The following is a 14831-nucleotide window of genomic DNA, read 5'->3' on the forward strand; positions in this document are numbered from 1 at the left end:
GTTTCGTGTGTCGCTTGACGCAGGGGCCTTACGGGCCCGGCTCCGGGCCTTCGTGGAAGACCGGCGCGGCCGGGAGCACCGGGGCGTCGTCGTCCACCGGCGCGTTGCCCGGGCGCATGTGGCTCTTGCGGTAGCCGTAGATGTAATAGAAGAACAGGCCGATGCCCGCCCAGATCGGGAAGACGAGCTTGGCGTCGCGCGGCAGGTACAGGAACAGCACCACGCAGCCGACGACCGACATCGGCGCGATGATCCACACCAGCGGCGTGCGGAACGGACGGTGGCGCGACGGGTCGCTGCGACGGAGCATCATCACCGCGAGCGACACGACCAGGAACGCGAACAGCGTGCCCGAGTTCGAGATGTCGGCGAGCTTGCCCACCGGCAGGAACGCGGCGGCGATCATGACGCCCAGGCCCGTCATCATCGTCACGATGTGCGGGGTGTTGAAGCGCGGGTGCACCTTGCTCAGGATCGGCGGCAGCAGGCCGTCGCGCGACATCGTGAAGAAGATGCGCGTCTGGCCGTAGATCATCATCAGGATGACCGAGGGCAGGGCGATGAACGCGGCCAGGCCGAGCAGGTTGCCGACCATCGGGTGTCCGATCATGCGCAGCACATGCGCCAGCGCTTCGCTGGAGCACACCAGCGGCAGGTTCTCGCCGCCGGCGAGTTCCTTGCAGCGAGCGGCAAGTTCCATCGAGCCCGGCGACAGCGGCGAACCATCCGCCGCGAACACCGGCTGCGCGCCGTACGAACCGATCGCACCGGCCGCCACCAGCAGGTAGAAGATGGTGCAGACGATCAGCGAGGCGATCAGGCCGATCGGGATGTTGCGCTGCGGATTCTTGGTTTCTTCGGCCGCGGTGGAGACCGCGTCGAAGCCGACGTACGCGAAGAAGATCGACGCCGCCGCACCCACGATGCCGGCGTTGCCGAGCGGGGCGAAGGGATGGAAGTTGGTGTCCTTCATCACCGGGATCGCCAGGGCGATGAACGCGGCCAGCGCGAGCACCTTCACCGTCACCAGGAAGGCGTTGACCACCGCGCTTTCCTTGGTGCCGCGGATCAGCAACACGGTGACCAGCAGGCCGATGAAGACCGCCGGGAGGTTGATGATGCCGCCCGCATACGGACCGGTGGCCAGGGCCGCCGGAATCTCGATATGCAGGAACGAATTCTTCAGCAGGCCCACCAGGTACCCGGACCATCCGACCGAGACCGCACTCGCCGCGACGGCGTATTCGAGGATGAGGGCCCAGCCCACGAGCCAGGCGACGAACTCGCCGAGCACCGCGTAGGAGTAGGTGTATGCCGAACCGGAGACGGGCACCATCGCCGCGAGTTCGGCGTAGCACAGCGCCGCGACCGCGCAGACGAAGCCTGCGATCACGAACGACAACATCATGCCGGGGCCGGCCTTCTGCGCGGCTTCGGCGGTCAGCACGAAAATGCCGGTGCCGATGATTGCGCCGATGCCGAGCATCGTCAGCTGGAAGGCGCCGAGCTGGCGCTTGAGCGCCTTCTTCTCGGCCGTCTTCAGGATTAAATCCAGAGGCTTGACACGCCAGAACAGCATTTGGTTCTCCCCGGAGAGCGAATTAGATGACCCCACGGGTGCCGTGAAGACGGGCGTGGGCCGCCGGCGAACATACCCCGCGGCGGCGCGGTGGCACAAGTAACATTCGGGGGCGGTGATAATCCGCCCCTTCCCCGCAAGAAACCGCCCCATGTCCATGGACCCGAAGGCCGCCGAAGCGGCGCGCCGAGCGTTGGCCGACTATCGCCGACGTTGGCTGGCTGAATCCGCGACCGTCGACCGCTTCCTCGAACTGTTGGAAGACGCGGAGGATCCCTTCCGGCGCGAACGGCTGGCCGGCCACTTCACCGCCTCGGCCTGGCTGGTCGACCGTGCGGGCGAGCGTGTACTGCTGACGCACCACCGAAAACTGGATCGCTGGCTGCAGTTGGGCGGGCATGCCGACGGCGATCGCGACTTCGCGCGCGTGGCCCTGACCGAAGCGGAAGAGGAATCGGGGCTCACCGGGCTGACCGTCGAGGCCGGAATCTTCGATCTGGATGCGCACGAGATTCCGGAGCACAAGGGCGTGCCGGCGCACATCCATTACGACGTGCGTTACATCGTGCGCGCGGGAGAGAACGAAGCCTTCGTCGTCAGCGACGAATCGCACGCGCTGGCATGGCGTGCGATCGCGTCCTTGCCGGCCGACGAATCGATGGATCCGTCGGTACGGCGCATGGCCGGGAAGTGGTTGTCGCGCTGAAACCTATTCGGCGCGACCGCCGAATTCGCCGGTCGTGGTGTTGACCCACACCTTCTCGCCGGTGCCGATGTATTCGGGAACCATGATCTCGATGCCGGTGGTGAGCTTCGCCGGCTTCGGGCGCTTGGTCGCCGTACCGCCCTTGAGTTCGGGCGGGGTTTCGACGACTTCCATCGCCACGCTCTGCGGCAGTTGGATCGCCACCGGCGCGTCGTCGATCAGCTGCACGTAAATGCCCGTGAGGTCGTCGACGATGTAGCCGGCTGCATCGCCGATCGCATCGGCGTCCAGCGTGTACGGCGTGTAGTCCTCGTCGTCGAGGAACACGAACGCATCGCCGTCCTTGTACGAATACGTCGCCTGGCGGCGGCTCATGTCGACTTCGCGCAGGTCGTCGTCGCCGTCGAAACTCGCATCGAGCTTGTTGGCGCCGGGGATGCTGTACATCACGAAGCGGAAACGCACGTTGCCGCCGCGGCCCTGCGGCGAGCTGCGTTCGATGTCGCGCACTTGATAAACGCCGCCGTTGTGTTCGACGACGTTGCCTTTCTTGATGTCGTAAGCCTTCATGGGATCACTTCGGTGCGAGGCGCGTGGCGCCGTCCAGGCGGATGGTCTCGCCGTTGAGGTAGGTGTTGCCGAGGATGTAAGCGACGAGGTCCGCGAATTCTTCGGGCTTGCCCAGGCGGGAGGGGAAGGGGATCGAAGCGGCGAGCGCCTGCTGCACGTTGTCCGGCATGCCGTCGACCATCGGCGTCCAGAACACGCCCGGGGCGATGGTCATCACGCGGATGCCGAAGCGGGCCAGTTCGCGCGCCATCGGCAGCGTCATGCCGACCACGCCGCCCTTCGACGCCGAGTACGCAGCCTGGCCGATCTGGCCTTCGTAGGCGGCGACCGACGCGGTGTTGATGATGACGCCGCGCTCGCCGTCGATGCCGGGTTCGTTGTGCTGCATCAGGTTGGCCGCGGCCTTCGCCACGTTGAAGCTGCCGACCAGGTTCACCATCACCGTCGTGGAGAACTGCGACAGCGGCATCGGCGCTTCCTTGCCGAGCACGCGGCCCGCGCCGAGGATGCCGGCGCAGTTGATCGCGACATTCAGGCCACCGAGGAAGTCCTTCGCGGCGGCGACGTTGGCGACCACGCCCGCTTCGTCGCTGACGTCGGTCTTGAAGAAGGTCGCGTTCGCGGCGCCGAGCTGCGCGACGGCGGCGGTGCCCTTTTCTTCGTTGACGTCGAACAGCGCGACCTTCGCGCCATTGGCGACCAGGTGCTGCGCGACCGCGAAGCCCAGGCCGGAGACGCCACCGGTGACGATGGCGCGGGTGGAGGACAGTTGCATGGGGGATCCCTGCGGGCGGAAAAAGAAGCGGGATTTTAGCCTATGGAGCGGCCGCTTCCGGCCGGCGGGCCACGGCCCCGTCCTTCATCACGAAGACCGGATGCCGCAGCGCGCCGATGTCCTGCGTCGGATCGCCGGTGAAGGCGGCCAGGTCGGCGCGCAGGCCGGTGCGGATCGCGCCGAAGTGCGCGTCCTGGCGCAGCACCTTCGCGGCCACCGTCGTGCAGGCCTGCAGGGCTTCCACTGGCGTCATGCCCAGGCGAACCAGCCATTCGGGCTCGCGGTAGTTGTCGCCGTGGCGGAACACGCCGACGTCGCTGCCGCAGGCGATCGTGGTACCGGCCTTGCGCGCGCGGGCGAAGGCGGCGGCGACATCGCGCATTTCCTGCGTGGGCTGCGACTGGCCGGGCACGTAGTGTTCGAAGTATTCGCCGTAGGCTTCGGTCGCCGTCAGCGTCGGCAACCACGCGACGTTGCGTTCGCGCATGCGGCGGAAGGTTTCGTCGGAGACTTCGTAGCCATGTTCGATCGTATCGGCGCCCGCATCCACCGCCATGCGCACGGCCTTGTCGGTCATCGCGTGCACGGCGACGGGGCGGCCCGACAAATGCGCGGCCTCGACCATCGCTTTCAACTCCGCCGGCGTGAACGTGGGTTGCGTGCTGCCATCGGTGCCGATGCGGTAGTCGCCGTAGAGTTTGATCCAGTCCGCGCCGTGGCCCGCCTGGTCGCGCACGGCGGCGATGCCGGCGTCGACGCCGCTGACTTCCTGCGCTCCGCGCGGCAGGTTCAGATCGTCGCGGAAGCCGCGGGGGCCGGGGCCGTAGCTGCCGGTCGCGACGATCGCCTTGGTCACGACGAACATCCGCGGGCCATCGATCAATCCGCTTTCGATCGCATGCTTGACCGCGACGTCGTCGTAGTTCGCGCCTTCGGTGCCGAGGTCGCGCAGCGTCGTCCAGCCAGCCTGCAGCGTGTCGTGCGCGTGGCGCGCGGCGCGCAGGACGCGTTCGGCCTCCGGTTCCTTCAGGACTTGGTCGTTCCAGAGCGTCTCGTTGTACGGATGCAGGAAGACGTGCGAATGCAGGTCGATCATGCCGGGTACGAGCGTCGCGCCGGGCAGGGCGATGCGTTGTGCATCCGCGGGTGCTTCGATGGTTTTCGCATCGCCGACCGCAACGATCGCGCCATCGCGCACGAGGACCGCCCAACCGGCATGCGCCGCGCCTTCGCCGGTCCAGACGCGATCGGGTTGCAGTAGATACGTGGGCTTGGGCGCGTCCGCGGCGAAGGTCTGCAGCGACACCAACGCCAGCAACGCACCGAGCCATGCATGCATCGTCAGAGCTCCAATAAGTAGAACGTGTTGCAGCCGCCGTGGCCGGTGTCGCCCATCGGTTTGTCGATGCGCCTGAAGCCGGTGCGTTCGTACAGGCGCATCGCCGCGTCCATGCCGCCGAGGGTTTCCAGATAGCAGCGCTTGAAACCGAATGCGCGCGCCGCATCGAGCGACAGACGCATCACTTCGGCACCGGCGCCCAGGCCGCGCAACGAGGAGAGGAAATACATCTTGCGCAGCTCGCACGTGTCGGGATCGCCGCCCTCGAGCGGTGCGACGCCGCCACCACCCTCCACGACGCCGTCGCGTTCGACGACCCAATACGCGCTGCGCGGCTGCGCATAACTGCGGCTCATCCAGTCGACTTCCGGATCGTTGATCGCGAACCCCGCGCCGCTCGCGCCGAATTCCGGCATCACGGTGCGGATGATTTCCGCCATGCGCGCATCGTCGCGCGCTTGGATGGGACGAACGGACACTTCAGGCATGGGCTCTCGTGGGTGCGTGGTGCGCGATGCGCAGGGCGAGTTCGTCCGGGGTCAGGCCCGGTGCGAAGAGGAAGCCCTGGCCGATCTTCACGCCAAGGCGGATGAGGAATTGGCGCTGCGCGTCGCTCTCCACGCCCTCGGCGACAAGGCCCAGGCCCAGGCTTTGCGCGATGCCGGCGACCGCCTGGCAGATCGCGACGTCGGAGGTGTTGTGCGGCACGCCCGACAGGAATTGCTGGCTGAGTTTCAACCCGTGGATCGGCAGGCGGCGCAGATAGTTGAGTGCGCTGTAGCCTTCGCCGAAATCGTCGATGCTCAACAACACGCCGAGCATGCGCAGCCCCGCGAAGGTCGTCAGCGTATCGGGCGCATCTTCGATCAACACGCGTTCGGTGAATTCCAGTTCGAGCGCATCGCCCGGCAGGCCTGCGCTCGCCAGCGCTTCGGCGACGGTTTCGGCGAGGTCTTCGGCGAGGAACTGGCGGTAGGAGACATTCACCGCCACGCGTTCGATCGACAAGCCTGCATCGCGCCAGCGCCGCATCTGTTGGCAGGCCTCGCGCAACACCCAACCGCCGATGCGCACGATGTCGCCGGTGTTCTCCGCGTGCCCGATGAAATGATCCGGCCGCATTTCGCCGAGCGTGTCGTTGCGCCAGCGGATCAGCGCCTCTGCGCCGACGATGCGGCCCGTGGACAGTTCGACCTGCGGTTGATAGACCAACTTGAATTCGCGATTGTCGACCGCGCGCCGCAGGTGCGTTTCCATCTGCAGGCGCTGCAGTTGCTGGTCGGCCAGCGCCTGGCTGAAATCCTGCCAGCCGTTGCGCGCGCGGCGCTTGCTGTCGTACATCGCCACGTCGGCGTTCTGGATCAGCAGTTGCGGGCGATCGCCGTGCTCGGGCGCGCGCGCGATGCCGATGCTCGCGGTGATGGTGAATTCCTCGCCGGCCATGCGGAAGGCATCGCCGAAGGCTTCGAGGATCTCCGCGGCCAGGCGTTGCGGGCGTTCGGGATCGTCGCCGGTCTGGCACACGACGAGGAATTCGTCGCCGCCGAAGCGCGCGATCAAACCTTCGGTCGCGACCGCGCGCTGGATGCGGCGCGCGGCGCTCGCGATCACCTGATCGCCCGCGGCGTGGCCCAGCACATCGTTGACGACCTTGAACCGATCCAGGTCGATGTAGAGCACGGCGACGTCCGAATGCGACGGGTCTGTCAGTCGTGTCTGCAGTTCTTCGAGGACCGCGTCGCGATTGAGCAACATCGTCAGCGGGTCCGTGCGCGCCTGCACGCGCAGGGTTTCTTCGGCCTGCTTGGATTCGGTGATGTCCTGGAAGGTGCCGGTCAGGCGCGTGCCCGTCGGGTCTCCGGCCTCGGCTTCGCCGATGATGCGGATCCACAGCGTGTGCCCGTCGGCGCTGATGCCCTGCAGGTCCATCTCGAAACCTTCGCCGTGTTCGACCGCGCGCGTGAGCGCGTCGTGGAAGCGCTTGCGTTCGGATTCGCGCAGGCAGGCCTGCAACTCGCCCATGCTCGCCGACGCGCGCGCCAAACCGAGCATGCGCTGCGCTTCGCCGGTGAGATACACGTGTTCGTTGTTGGCGTCCCACTCCCAACCGCCGACGTGCGCCAGGTCCTGCACGCGATCGAACAGCGTGATGTCGCGCTTGAACCCGGTGACGTCGGAGAACAGCGACAACACCTGCTGCGGATGATCCTGCCCCGGTGCGAACTGTGGCACGGAGGTGATCGACAGCCAGGTCAGCCGGCGCGTGGCGAGGTTGAGGAACCCCAGCACCGTGCTGGGCGAAATCGTGCCGGTGCGCAGCGCGCGGAAGGAGGGCAGCTCCTGGTTGTCCAGTTCCTTGCCGTGTTCGTCGAAGATGCGCCAATGGTCGAGCGCGAGCTCTTCCACGAGGCTCGCGCCTTTCGGAATCCGCAGGATGCGCATCGCCGCCGGATTGGCGTAGGCGACGCGGCCGTCGGCCTTGCGCACGAGGATGCCCTTGTCGATCACTTCCATCAGCTCGCGATAGCGGACTTCCGCTTCGTGGCGTTTGCTGAGGTCGCGCGCGACGGCGACGATGCGCGTCTCGCCGAGATCGTCGAAACCGGCCGAATGCACTTCGACGGGGAAGCGCGTGCCATCGGCGCGCATGTTGGTGACTTCGACGACGTAAGTGCCGCCGCGATTGAGTACTTCCCACACCGGCGCGAGATGGTCGCGCGGCAGATCGGGATTGAGGATGTCGATGTTCTTGCCGACGATGTCGCCGCGCGGACGGTTGTAGGCCGCGATGCCCGCCTTGTTGAGGTCGAGCACGGTGCCTTCCCAATCCAGGATGCTGACGGGGTCGGGCACCGCGTCGAAGAGCGCGCGGAAACGATTGCGTTCCACCTCGAGCGCCGCGTTGGCGGCTTGCAGCGCAGCCTGCGCATCCGCGAGTTTCCGGCGGAGCGCGTCGTCTTTCACGCCGCTGCCCGCGCCTGGGTGACCTTGCTGCTGGTCGCGCGGCCCAGCAAGTCGGCGAGCCAGCGGCCGGTGTCGACGAGTTTGTCCAGGTCGATGCCCGTCTGCATGCCCATGCCGTGCAGCATGTACACGACGTCTTCAGTCGCGACGTTGCCGCTCGCGCCCTTCGCGTACGGGCAGCCGCCCGTTCCGGAAACCGACGCATCGGCCACGCGCACGCCTTCTTCCAGGCACGCGAGCAGGTTGGGCAGCGCTTGGCCGTAGGTGTCGTGGAAATGCACGGCGAGCGCGCGCATCGGGACTTCCTGTGCAACCGCGTGCAGCATCGCGCGCGCTTTTGCAGGCGTGCCGACACCGATCGTGTCGCCCAGCGAGATCTCGTAACAGCCGAGTGCGTGCATGCGCTTGGCGACGCGCACGACATCGGCGACCGGCACTTCGCCTTGATAGGGGCAACCGAGCACGGTGGACACGTAGCCACGCACGCGCACGCCTTCGTGGTTCGCGCGTTCGAGCACCGGGCGGAAGCGTTCGATCGATTCGTCGATCGTCGCGTTGATGTTCTTCTGGTTGAAGGCTTCCGATGCGGCGGTGAACACCGCGACTTCATCGGCGCCGACGGCGCGCGCGCGGTCGTAACCCTGTTCGTTCGGCACCAGTACCGGGTAACGCACGCCATGCTTGCGCGTGATGCCGGCGAAGACCTCGGCGGCGTCGGCGAGCTGCGGCACCCACTTGGGGCTGACGAAGCTCGTGGCTTCGATCGTCGACAGGCCGGTGGCCGTCAGGCGATCGATCAGTTCGATCTTCGCCGGCGTGGGCACGAGCGTCTTTTCGTTCTGCAGCCCGTCGCGCGGGCCGACTTCGACGATGCGGACGTGGTCTGTCATCAGCTTTCCAGCGTCACGAGCACGGCGTCGGCGTCGACGAAATCGCCGGCGGCCGCGCGCACTTCTGAAATGCGCCCGTCGCGCGGCGCCTTGAGGCTCAATTCCATCTTCATCGCTTCGATCACGAGGACCTCTTCGCCTGCGCGCACGTCATCGCCGGCGCGCGCCTTCACGACGACAACGCGACCCGGCATGGGCGCGAGGACACGGTTGCCGCCATCGGCGGCCGCACCCGCATCCCGACGATACACCTCGACCGGCTCCAGGCGCAGGCGGCGCTGGCCGTCGTGGGCCACGGTGCGCTGGGCGTCGAGGTCGATGGTGAAGCGGCGGCCCTGTCCGTCGATGCGGGCGCTCAGCGCATCGCCCTCGAGGCGGGCGCCGGCGACGAGGTGGGTCTTCCCGTCGTGTTCGATCCGGTATTCGCCGCCGCTGCCGTGCGCGGCGAGCAGCAGGCGATCGCCGCGATGCAGGAAGGCGAGGTCGCGCTTGCTCGCATGCCCGAGGCGCCAGCCATCGGCGATCGCCCAGGGCGAGGTCGGGTCGCTGGAGGCCGCGGCGGCCTGCCGCGCGGCGCGTTCCTGCGCGAGCAATTGCGCGGTCGCGGCGGCCAGCAGCAGGTCGCGGTCGACCTGCGTGGGCGGCATGAATTCATCGAGATGGCGATCCAGATACGCGGTATCGATCGTTCCGCCGACGATCGCCGGATGGCGCACGAGGCGTTCGAGGAACTCGATGTTCGACTTCGGCCCGCCGATCTCGCACTCGGCGAGCGCATCGCGCAGGCGGGCGAGGGCGGACGCGCGGTCGGCGTCGTGCACGATCAGCTTGGCGATCATCGGGTCGTAGAAGATCGTCACGGTGTCGCCGGCGACGACGCCCGAGTCGACGCGCACGTGCTCGCTCGCCTGCGGCAGGCGCAGGCGTTCGAGCTTGCCCGAACCCGGCAGGAAGCCGGCTTCCGGATCTTCGGCGTACAGGCGCACTTCGATGGCGTGGCCGTTCTGCGCGATCTGGTCCTGTGCAAGCGGCAATGGTTCGCCGGCGGCCACGCGCAACTGCCATTCCACGAGGTCCAATCCCGTCACCATCTCGGTGACCGGATGTTCCACCTGCAGGCGCGTGTTGATCTCCATGAAGTAGAAGCCGGTCGGCACGCCGTCTTCGCCGGATTCGACGATGAATTCGCAGGTGCCGGCGTTGACGTAATCGATCGCGCGCGCCGCGGCGACGGCGGCATCGCCCATCTGCTTGCGCAGCTCGGGCGTCAGGACGACCGACGGGGATTCTTCGAGCACCTTCTGGTAACGACGCTGCGCCGAGCACTCGCGTTCGTTCAGATGCAGCGTGTTGCCGTGCGTGTCGGCGAACACCTGGATCTCGATGTGGCGCGGGCGCGTGACGTAGCGTTCGAGCAGCACGCGATCGCGGCCGAAGGCGTTCTTCGCTTCGCGCTGGCAGGATTCGAGCGCCGCCATGAATTCATCGAGCACGCGCACGATGCGCATGCCCTTGCCGCCGCCGCCGTGCGCGGCCTTGATCATGAGCGGGAAACCGATGCGCGCCGCTTCGCGCGCGAGCACGTCGGGCGATTGGTCTTCGCCCGTGTAACCGGGGACGACCGGCACGCCGGCGGCCTGCATCAATTCCTTGGCGCCGGCCTTGCTGCCCATCTTGCGCATCGAGGCCGCGTGCGGGCCGATGAAGACCAGGCCCGCGGCTTCGACCGCATCGGCGAAGTCGGCGTTCTCGCTCAGGAAGCCGTAGCCCGGGTGGATCGCCTGCGCGCCGGATTGCTTCGCGACTTCGAGGATCGCATCGCCGCGCAGGTAGCTGTCCTGCGGACGCGGGCCGCCGATCGGATACGCCGCGTCGGCCAGGCGCACGTGCTGCGCATCGGCGTCGGCCTCGGAGAAGACCGCGACGGTGCGGATGCCGAGACGACGGCAGGTGCGGATCACGCGGCAGGCGATTTCGCCGCGGTTGGCGATGAGGACCGTATCGAACATCAGGTTTCCGTCCAGGCGGGTTTGCGCTTGCCGAGGAAGGCCGACAGACCTTCCTGGCCTTCGGGCGAAACGCGGAGGCCGGCGATGAGCGCCGCATTCTCCGCATCCAGGGTGTTGGCGTCGTGTGTGTCCGCGATGCGGCGCACGAGGGCCTTCGCGGTCGCGGCGGCGACGGGGCCGGCCTGCATCAGTAGAGTGACCTGTTGTCGCACGGCGGCGTCGAGCGCGGGCTCGTCCGCGACGACCTGATGCACCAGGCCGATGCGATGCGCTTCGTTCGCGTCGAACCGCTCGGCGGTGGCGAACCAGCGCCGCGCCTGGCGCGGGCCGATCGCGGCGATCACGTAGGGCGAGATCACCGCGGGCAGCAGGCCCAGGCGGGCTTCGGTGAGGCCGAAGGTGGCGTTGGCCGTGGCGATGGCGATGTCGCAGCAGGCGACCAGGCCCACGCCGCCGCCGAAGGCCGCGCCGTGGACGCGGGCGATGGTGGGCTTCGGGAGTTGGTCGAGGGTGCGCATCAGGCGCGCCAGCTTCAGCGAGTCGGCGCGGTTGTCGGCCTCGCTGGCCGCACCCATCTCGCGCATCCAGTTCAGGTCGGCGCCGGCGGAGAACGAGGCGCCGTCGCCTTCCAGGACCAGGACGCGGACGCCGGGGTCGGCCCCGATCTCTTCCAGCGCGGCCGTCAGATCGGCGATCAGCGCGGCATCGAAGGCGTTGTGCAGCTGCGGCCGGGCCAGGCGCAGGCGGGCGAGGGCGCCCTCGCGGAGCAACTGCAGGCTGTCGCGCATCGGGCCGTCCGTCAGGGAAAGGACCCGAATGATAAGCCGGCCGGCCGCAGTGGTATTCTTGAGAACAATTCCTATTCGCCCGGCACCTGCCAAGTGAGTACCGCCCCGTGAGGCTGACCGACCTGCCGCGCCGCATCGCCGCCGCCGTCGAACGCGTCGAAGACCACGTGCCCAACGACGCCATCGCGCGCCGACTGCGCGAACTCGGCTTTGTCGCGGGCGAGCTGGTCGAAGTGGTGGCGGCCGGGCCGCTGGGAGCCGAACCGCTGCTGGTGCAGGTCGGTTTCACCCGTTTCGCATTGCGACGCGCAGAAGCGCAGCGCATCGTCGTGCGTAGCGACGAGGTCGTCGCATGAGCGCAGCGCTCGCAATTCCGCTGCGCGTCGCACTCGTCGGCAATCCCAATTGCGGGAAGACGGCGCTGTTCAACCTGCTGACCGGCAGCCGTCAAAAGGTCGCCAACTACGCCGGCGTCACCGTCGAACGCAAGGAAGGCCGCTTCCACGCGCCGTCGGGCCGCTCGTACGCGCTGCTGGATCTTCCCGGCGCCTACAGCCTGCACGCGGCGAGCCTGGACGAAGCGATCACGCGCGATTTGTGCCGCGGCTTCTATCCGGGCGAACCGGCGCCCGACGTCATCGTCTGCGTCGTCGACGCGACCAACCTGCGCCTGCACCTGCGCTTCGCGCTGGAAGTGCGCGCGCTCGGCAAGCCGATGGTGCTCGCGGTCAACATGATGGATGCGGCCAAGCGCCGCGGCATCGAAGTGGACCTGGCGAAACTCGAAAGCGAACTCGGCGTCCCGGTCGTTCCCACGATCGCCGTGCGACGCGATGGTGCGCGCGCGCTGGTGGCGATGCTCGATTCGATGTCGACCGACATGCAGGCGCCCGCGTCTTCGCCGACCGATGTCGAGCCCGACGCGCTGCATTCGGAAACCCGTCGCCTGCTTTCGCTCGCCGTGACGATGCCGCGCCGCACCGCGGAGATCGACGACGCGCTGGATCGTTGGTTGTTGCATCCGGTCCTGGGGCTCGTCGCGCTGGGCGTGGTGATGTTCCTGATCTTCCAGGCCGTGTACGCGTGGGCCACGCCCCTGATGGATGGCATCGATGCCGGCACCTCGTGGCTCGCCGAATTCGCACGCACGACCTTGCCTGCAGGCCCGCTCAACAGCCTGATCGCCGACGGCATCATCTCCGGCGTCGGCGGCGTGATCGTGTTCCTGCCGCAGATCCTGATCCTGTTCCTCTTCATCCTGGCGCTTGAGGAATCCGGTTATCTGCCGCGCGCGGCGTTCCTGCTGGATCGCACGATGGCGAAGGCGGGTTTGTCGGGGCGTTCGTTCATTCCGCTGCTGTCGTCGTTCGCGTGCGCGATCCCCGGGATCATGGCGACGCGTTCGATCCAGGATCCGCGCGATCGCCTCGCGACGATCATCGTCGCGCCGCTGATGACGTGTTCGGCGCGGTTGCCGGTGTATGCGTTGCTGATCGGCGCGTTCATTCCCGCGCGGAAGATCGGTTGGTTCAACCAACAGGGGCTCGTTCTGTTCGGGCTGTATGTCGCCGGCATCCTCAGCGCGCTCGCGGTGGCGTGGGTCATGAAGAAATGGCGCCGCGACAAGAGCGAGCATCCGCTGATGCTGGAGCTGCCGTCGTATCGCATGCCGCATCCGCGCGATCTCGCGCTCGGCCTGTGGGAGCGCGCGGCGATCTTCCTCAAGCGCGTGGGCGGCATCATCCTGGCGATGACGGTGCTGCTGTGGGTGCTCCTGTATTTCCCGCATGGCGGCACGGATGTCACCAACAGTTTCGCCGGGCACATCGGCCGCGCGATGCAAACCCTGTTCGCGCCGATCGGCTTCAACTGGCAGATCTGCATCGCGCTGATCCCGGGCCTGGCGGCGCGCGAAGTCGCGGTCTCGTCGCTGGCGACGGTCTACGCGCTGCAGGCGGCGGATGACGCCGCGGCGTCGGCGGCGCTGTCGCCGATCATCGCGAGCGGCTGGTCGCTGGCCACCGCGCTTTCGTTGCTCGTCTGGTACATCTACGCGCCGCAATGCCTGTCCACGCTGGCGACGATCAAGCGCGAGACCGGCTCGTGGAAGCAGATGGCGATCAGCGCGGGGTATCTGTTCGCGCTGGCTTATCTCGCGTCGCTGGTGACTTACCAGGTCGCGGTTGCGATGGGAGCCGGGTGATGCATGCCGGAATCGCCATCCAGTATGTCGCCGTCGGCATCGCGGTCGCCGCGAGCGGCGTGTACGTCTTGAATTCGCGCTGGCCCGCGGGCGTGCGCAAGTTGCGCATCGCGTGCGCGGTGCCGTTGGTGCGCGAGGCGCGGCCGCAGTGGGTGCGGAAAGTCGGCGCCTGGATCGCACCAAGGGTTCGCAACGCCGCCGCCTGCGGCGACGGCTGCGATGGGTGCTCGTCGCACTGAATCAGTGGCGGCGCTTGGCCTTCGCGCCAGTGGCTTCGATCATCTCGACGACCACCGAAAACGTGCGCTTCTCATCGGGCTGCAACGCGCCGACACCCACGACCTGGCGCGTGACTTCTTCGCCACGATCGTTGCGGATCGAAAGCACCATCGAATATTCGAACACCGTGTCGCCGTCGGGCGGCGAGATCGTGCCTTCGACCTGCAGGGGCTGGATCGCCGTCTTCGCCCGCGCGAGCGCGGCCTCGTCGTAACGCAGGTGGCCCCGGCAGGCGGGGCACACGCTGGCGCTTTCGAGGATCGTCGCCTTGCAGTGCGGGCAGGTGCGCGTTGCACCTGCCGTTCCGGGGCGCGCGGGATTCATGCTCAGGCTTCGTCGCCCTTGCGGCCCTTGTCGTCCCAACCGAACTCGACCGAACCGCGCATGCGCGAGCCGGCGGCGACGGTGAAGGACTGGGCCTTGAGATCGCCGTTGAGCACGCCGGTTTCCAGCAGCTCCACGCGCTGCGCCATTTCGACGTTGCCGTCGAGTTCGCCCGCGATGATGATCTTCTGCGCCTTGACGCCACCGGTGAGCTTGGCGCCCTTCTCGATGGTCAGGTCGCCTTCGACGTTGACGTCGCCCTTGAACTGGCCGGCGATGCGCACGTGGCCGGTGCCGTGGATCTTGCCTTCGATGGTGATGTCGGCGGCGATCACCGATTCACCGACCTGGCGCGCGGCGGCCGGGCGGGGCGCTGCGGGCGTCGGCGTCGGCGCAGGCGCGGCG

The 14831-nt window shown here is 67.6% G+C and carries 15 protein-coding genes; 4 read left to right on the top strand and 11 right to left on the bottom strand.

The window, feature by feature from the left end:
* Positions 1 to 28: 28 nt before the first annotated feature.
* Positions 29 to 1579: an amino acid permease gene (locus tag AC1DOM_RS13600; RefSeq protein ID WP_498964166.1), complete on the bottom strand. Its 1551-nt coding sequence runs from the start codon at positions 1577 to 1579 to the stop codon at positions 29 to 31.
* Positions 1580 to 1730: 151 nt separating this feature from the next.
* Here AC1DOM_RS13600 and AC1DOM_RS13605 point away from each other — a divergent pair, with 151 nt between their 5' ends.
* Positions 1731 to 2285, top strand: coding sequence for an NUDIX hydrolase (locus tag AC1DOM_RS13605; RefSeq protein WP_498964168.1), 555 nt, complete (start codon positions 1731 to 1733; stop codon positions 2283 to 2285).
* A 3-nt stretch (positions 2286 to 2288) separates the two neighbouring features.
* On the opposite strand, the gene yeiP is transcribed toward AC1DOM_RS13605, so the two are convergent.
* Genes yeiP through AC1DOM_RS13645 form a run of 8 tightly spaced genes read right to left on the bottom strand, consistent with a single transcriptional unit; the run spans position 2289 to position 11620 of the window.
* On the bottom strand, positions 2289 to 2855 hold the full coding sequence (gene yeiP, locus AC1DOM_RS13610; protein WP_498964170.1) for an elongation factor P-like protein YeiP: 567 nt from the start codon (positions 2853 to 2855) through the stop codon (positions 2289 to 2291).
* A 4-nt stretch (positions 2856 to 2859) separates the two neighbouring features.
* Complete coding sequence (locus AC1DOM_RS13615; RefSeq protein WP_498964172.1) at positions 2860 to 3630, bottom strand: SDR family NAD(P)-dependent oxidoreductase; 771 nt, start codon at positions 3628 to 3630, stop codon at positions 2860 to 2862.
* A 40-nt stretch (positions 3631 to 3670) separates the two neighbouring features.
* Positions 3671 to 4969: a metal-dependent hydrolase family protein gene (locus AC1DOM_RS13620; protein WP_498964174.1), complete on the bottom strand. Its 1299-nt coding sequence runs from the start codon at positions 4967 to 4969 to the stop codon at positions 3671 to 3673.
* 2 nt (positions 4970 to 4971) lie between these two features.
* The gene (locus AC1DOM_RS13625) at positions 4972 to 5457 is read right to left on the bottom strand and encodes a GNAT family N-acetyltransferase (RefSeq protein WP_498964176.1); all 486 of its coding nucleotides are present in this window, start codon (positions 5455 to 5457) and stop codon (positions 4972 to 4974) included.
* Entirely contained in the window at positions 5450 to 7933 is a 2484-nt protein-coding gene (locus tag AC1DOM_RS13630) for a sensor domain-containing protein (protein WP_498964178.1), read from the bottom strand. The genes AC1DOM_RS13625 and AC1DOM_RS13630 overlap by 8 nt, the downstream gene beginning before the upstream one ends.
* Positions 7930 to 8823 (bottom strand): hydroxymethylglutaryl-CoA lyase, encoded by an 894-nt coding sequence (locus tag AC1DOM_RS13635; protein ID WP_498964180.1) that lies wholly within the window; start codon positions 8821 to 8823, stop codon positions 7930 to 7932. The genes AC1DOM_RS13630 and AC1DOM_RS13635 overlap by 4 nt, the downstream gene beginning before the upstream one ends.
* The gene (locus AC1DOM_RS13640; RefSeq protein ID WP_498964182.1) at positions 8823 to 10832 is read right to left on the bottom strand and encodes an acetyl/propionyl/methylcrotonyl-CoA carboxylase subunit alpha; all 2010 of its coding nucleotides are present in this window, start codon (positions 10830 to 10832) and stop codon (positions 8823 to 8825) included. The genes AC1DOM_RS13635 and AC1DOM_RS13640 overlap by 1 nt, the downstream gene beginning before the upstream one ends.
* On the bottom strand, positions 10832 to 11620 hold the full coding sequence (locus AC1DOM_RS13645) for an enoyl-CoA hydratase-related protein (protein ID WP_498964184.1): 789 nt from the start codon (positions 11618 to 11620) through the stop codon (positions 10832 to 10834). Before AC1DOM_RS13645 ends, AC1DOM_RS13640 begins: the two co-directional genes overlap by 1 nt.
* A gap of 107 nt (positions 11621 to 11727) precedes the next feature.
* Between AC1DOM_RS13645 and AC1DOM_RS13650 the strand changes: the two genes are divergently transcribed.
* Genes AC1DOM_RS13650 through AC1DOM_RS13660 form a run of 3 tightly spaced genes read left to right on the top strand, consistent with a single transcriptional unit; the run spans position 11728 to position 14062 of the window.
* Positions 11728 to 11976, top strand: coding sequence for a FeoA family protein (locus tag AC1DOM_RS13650; protein ID WP_498964186.1), 249 nt, complete (start codon positions 11728 to 11730; stop codon positions 11974 to 11976).
* Complete coding sequence (gene feoB / locus AC1DOM_RS13655; protein WP_498964188.1) at positions 11973 to 13823, top strand: ferrous iron transport protein B; 1851 nt, start codon at positions 11973 to 11975, stop codon at positions 13821 to 13823. The genes AC1DOM_RS13650 and feoB overlap by 4 nt, the downstream gene beginning before the upstream one ends.
* On the top strand, positions 13823 to 14062 hold the full coding sequence (locus AC1DOM_RS13660; protein ID WP_498964190.1) for a DUF6587 family protein: 240 nt from the start codon (positions 13823 to 13825) through the stop codon (positions 14060 to 14062). Before feoB ends, AC1DOM_RS13660 begins: the two co-directional genes overlap by 1 nt.
* Position 14063: 1 nt before the next feature.
* Here AC1DOM_RS13660 and AC1DOM_RS13665 read toward each other — a convergent pair whose 3' ends face one another.
* Positions 14064 to 14426: a hypothetical protein gene (locus AC1DOM_RS13665; protein WP_498964192.1), complete on the bottom strand. Its 363-nt coding sequence runs from the start codon at positions 14424 to 14426 to the stop codon at positions 14064 to 14066.
* Between the two features lie 2 nt (positions 14427 to 14428).
* Positions 14429 to 14831 (bottom strand): bactofilin family protein (locus tag AC1DOM_RS13670; protein WP_498964194.1); only part of this gene is annotated, 403 nt, incomplete at its 5' end.

The organism is Lysobacter sp. P5_B12 (assembly GCF_056400425.1).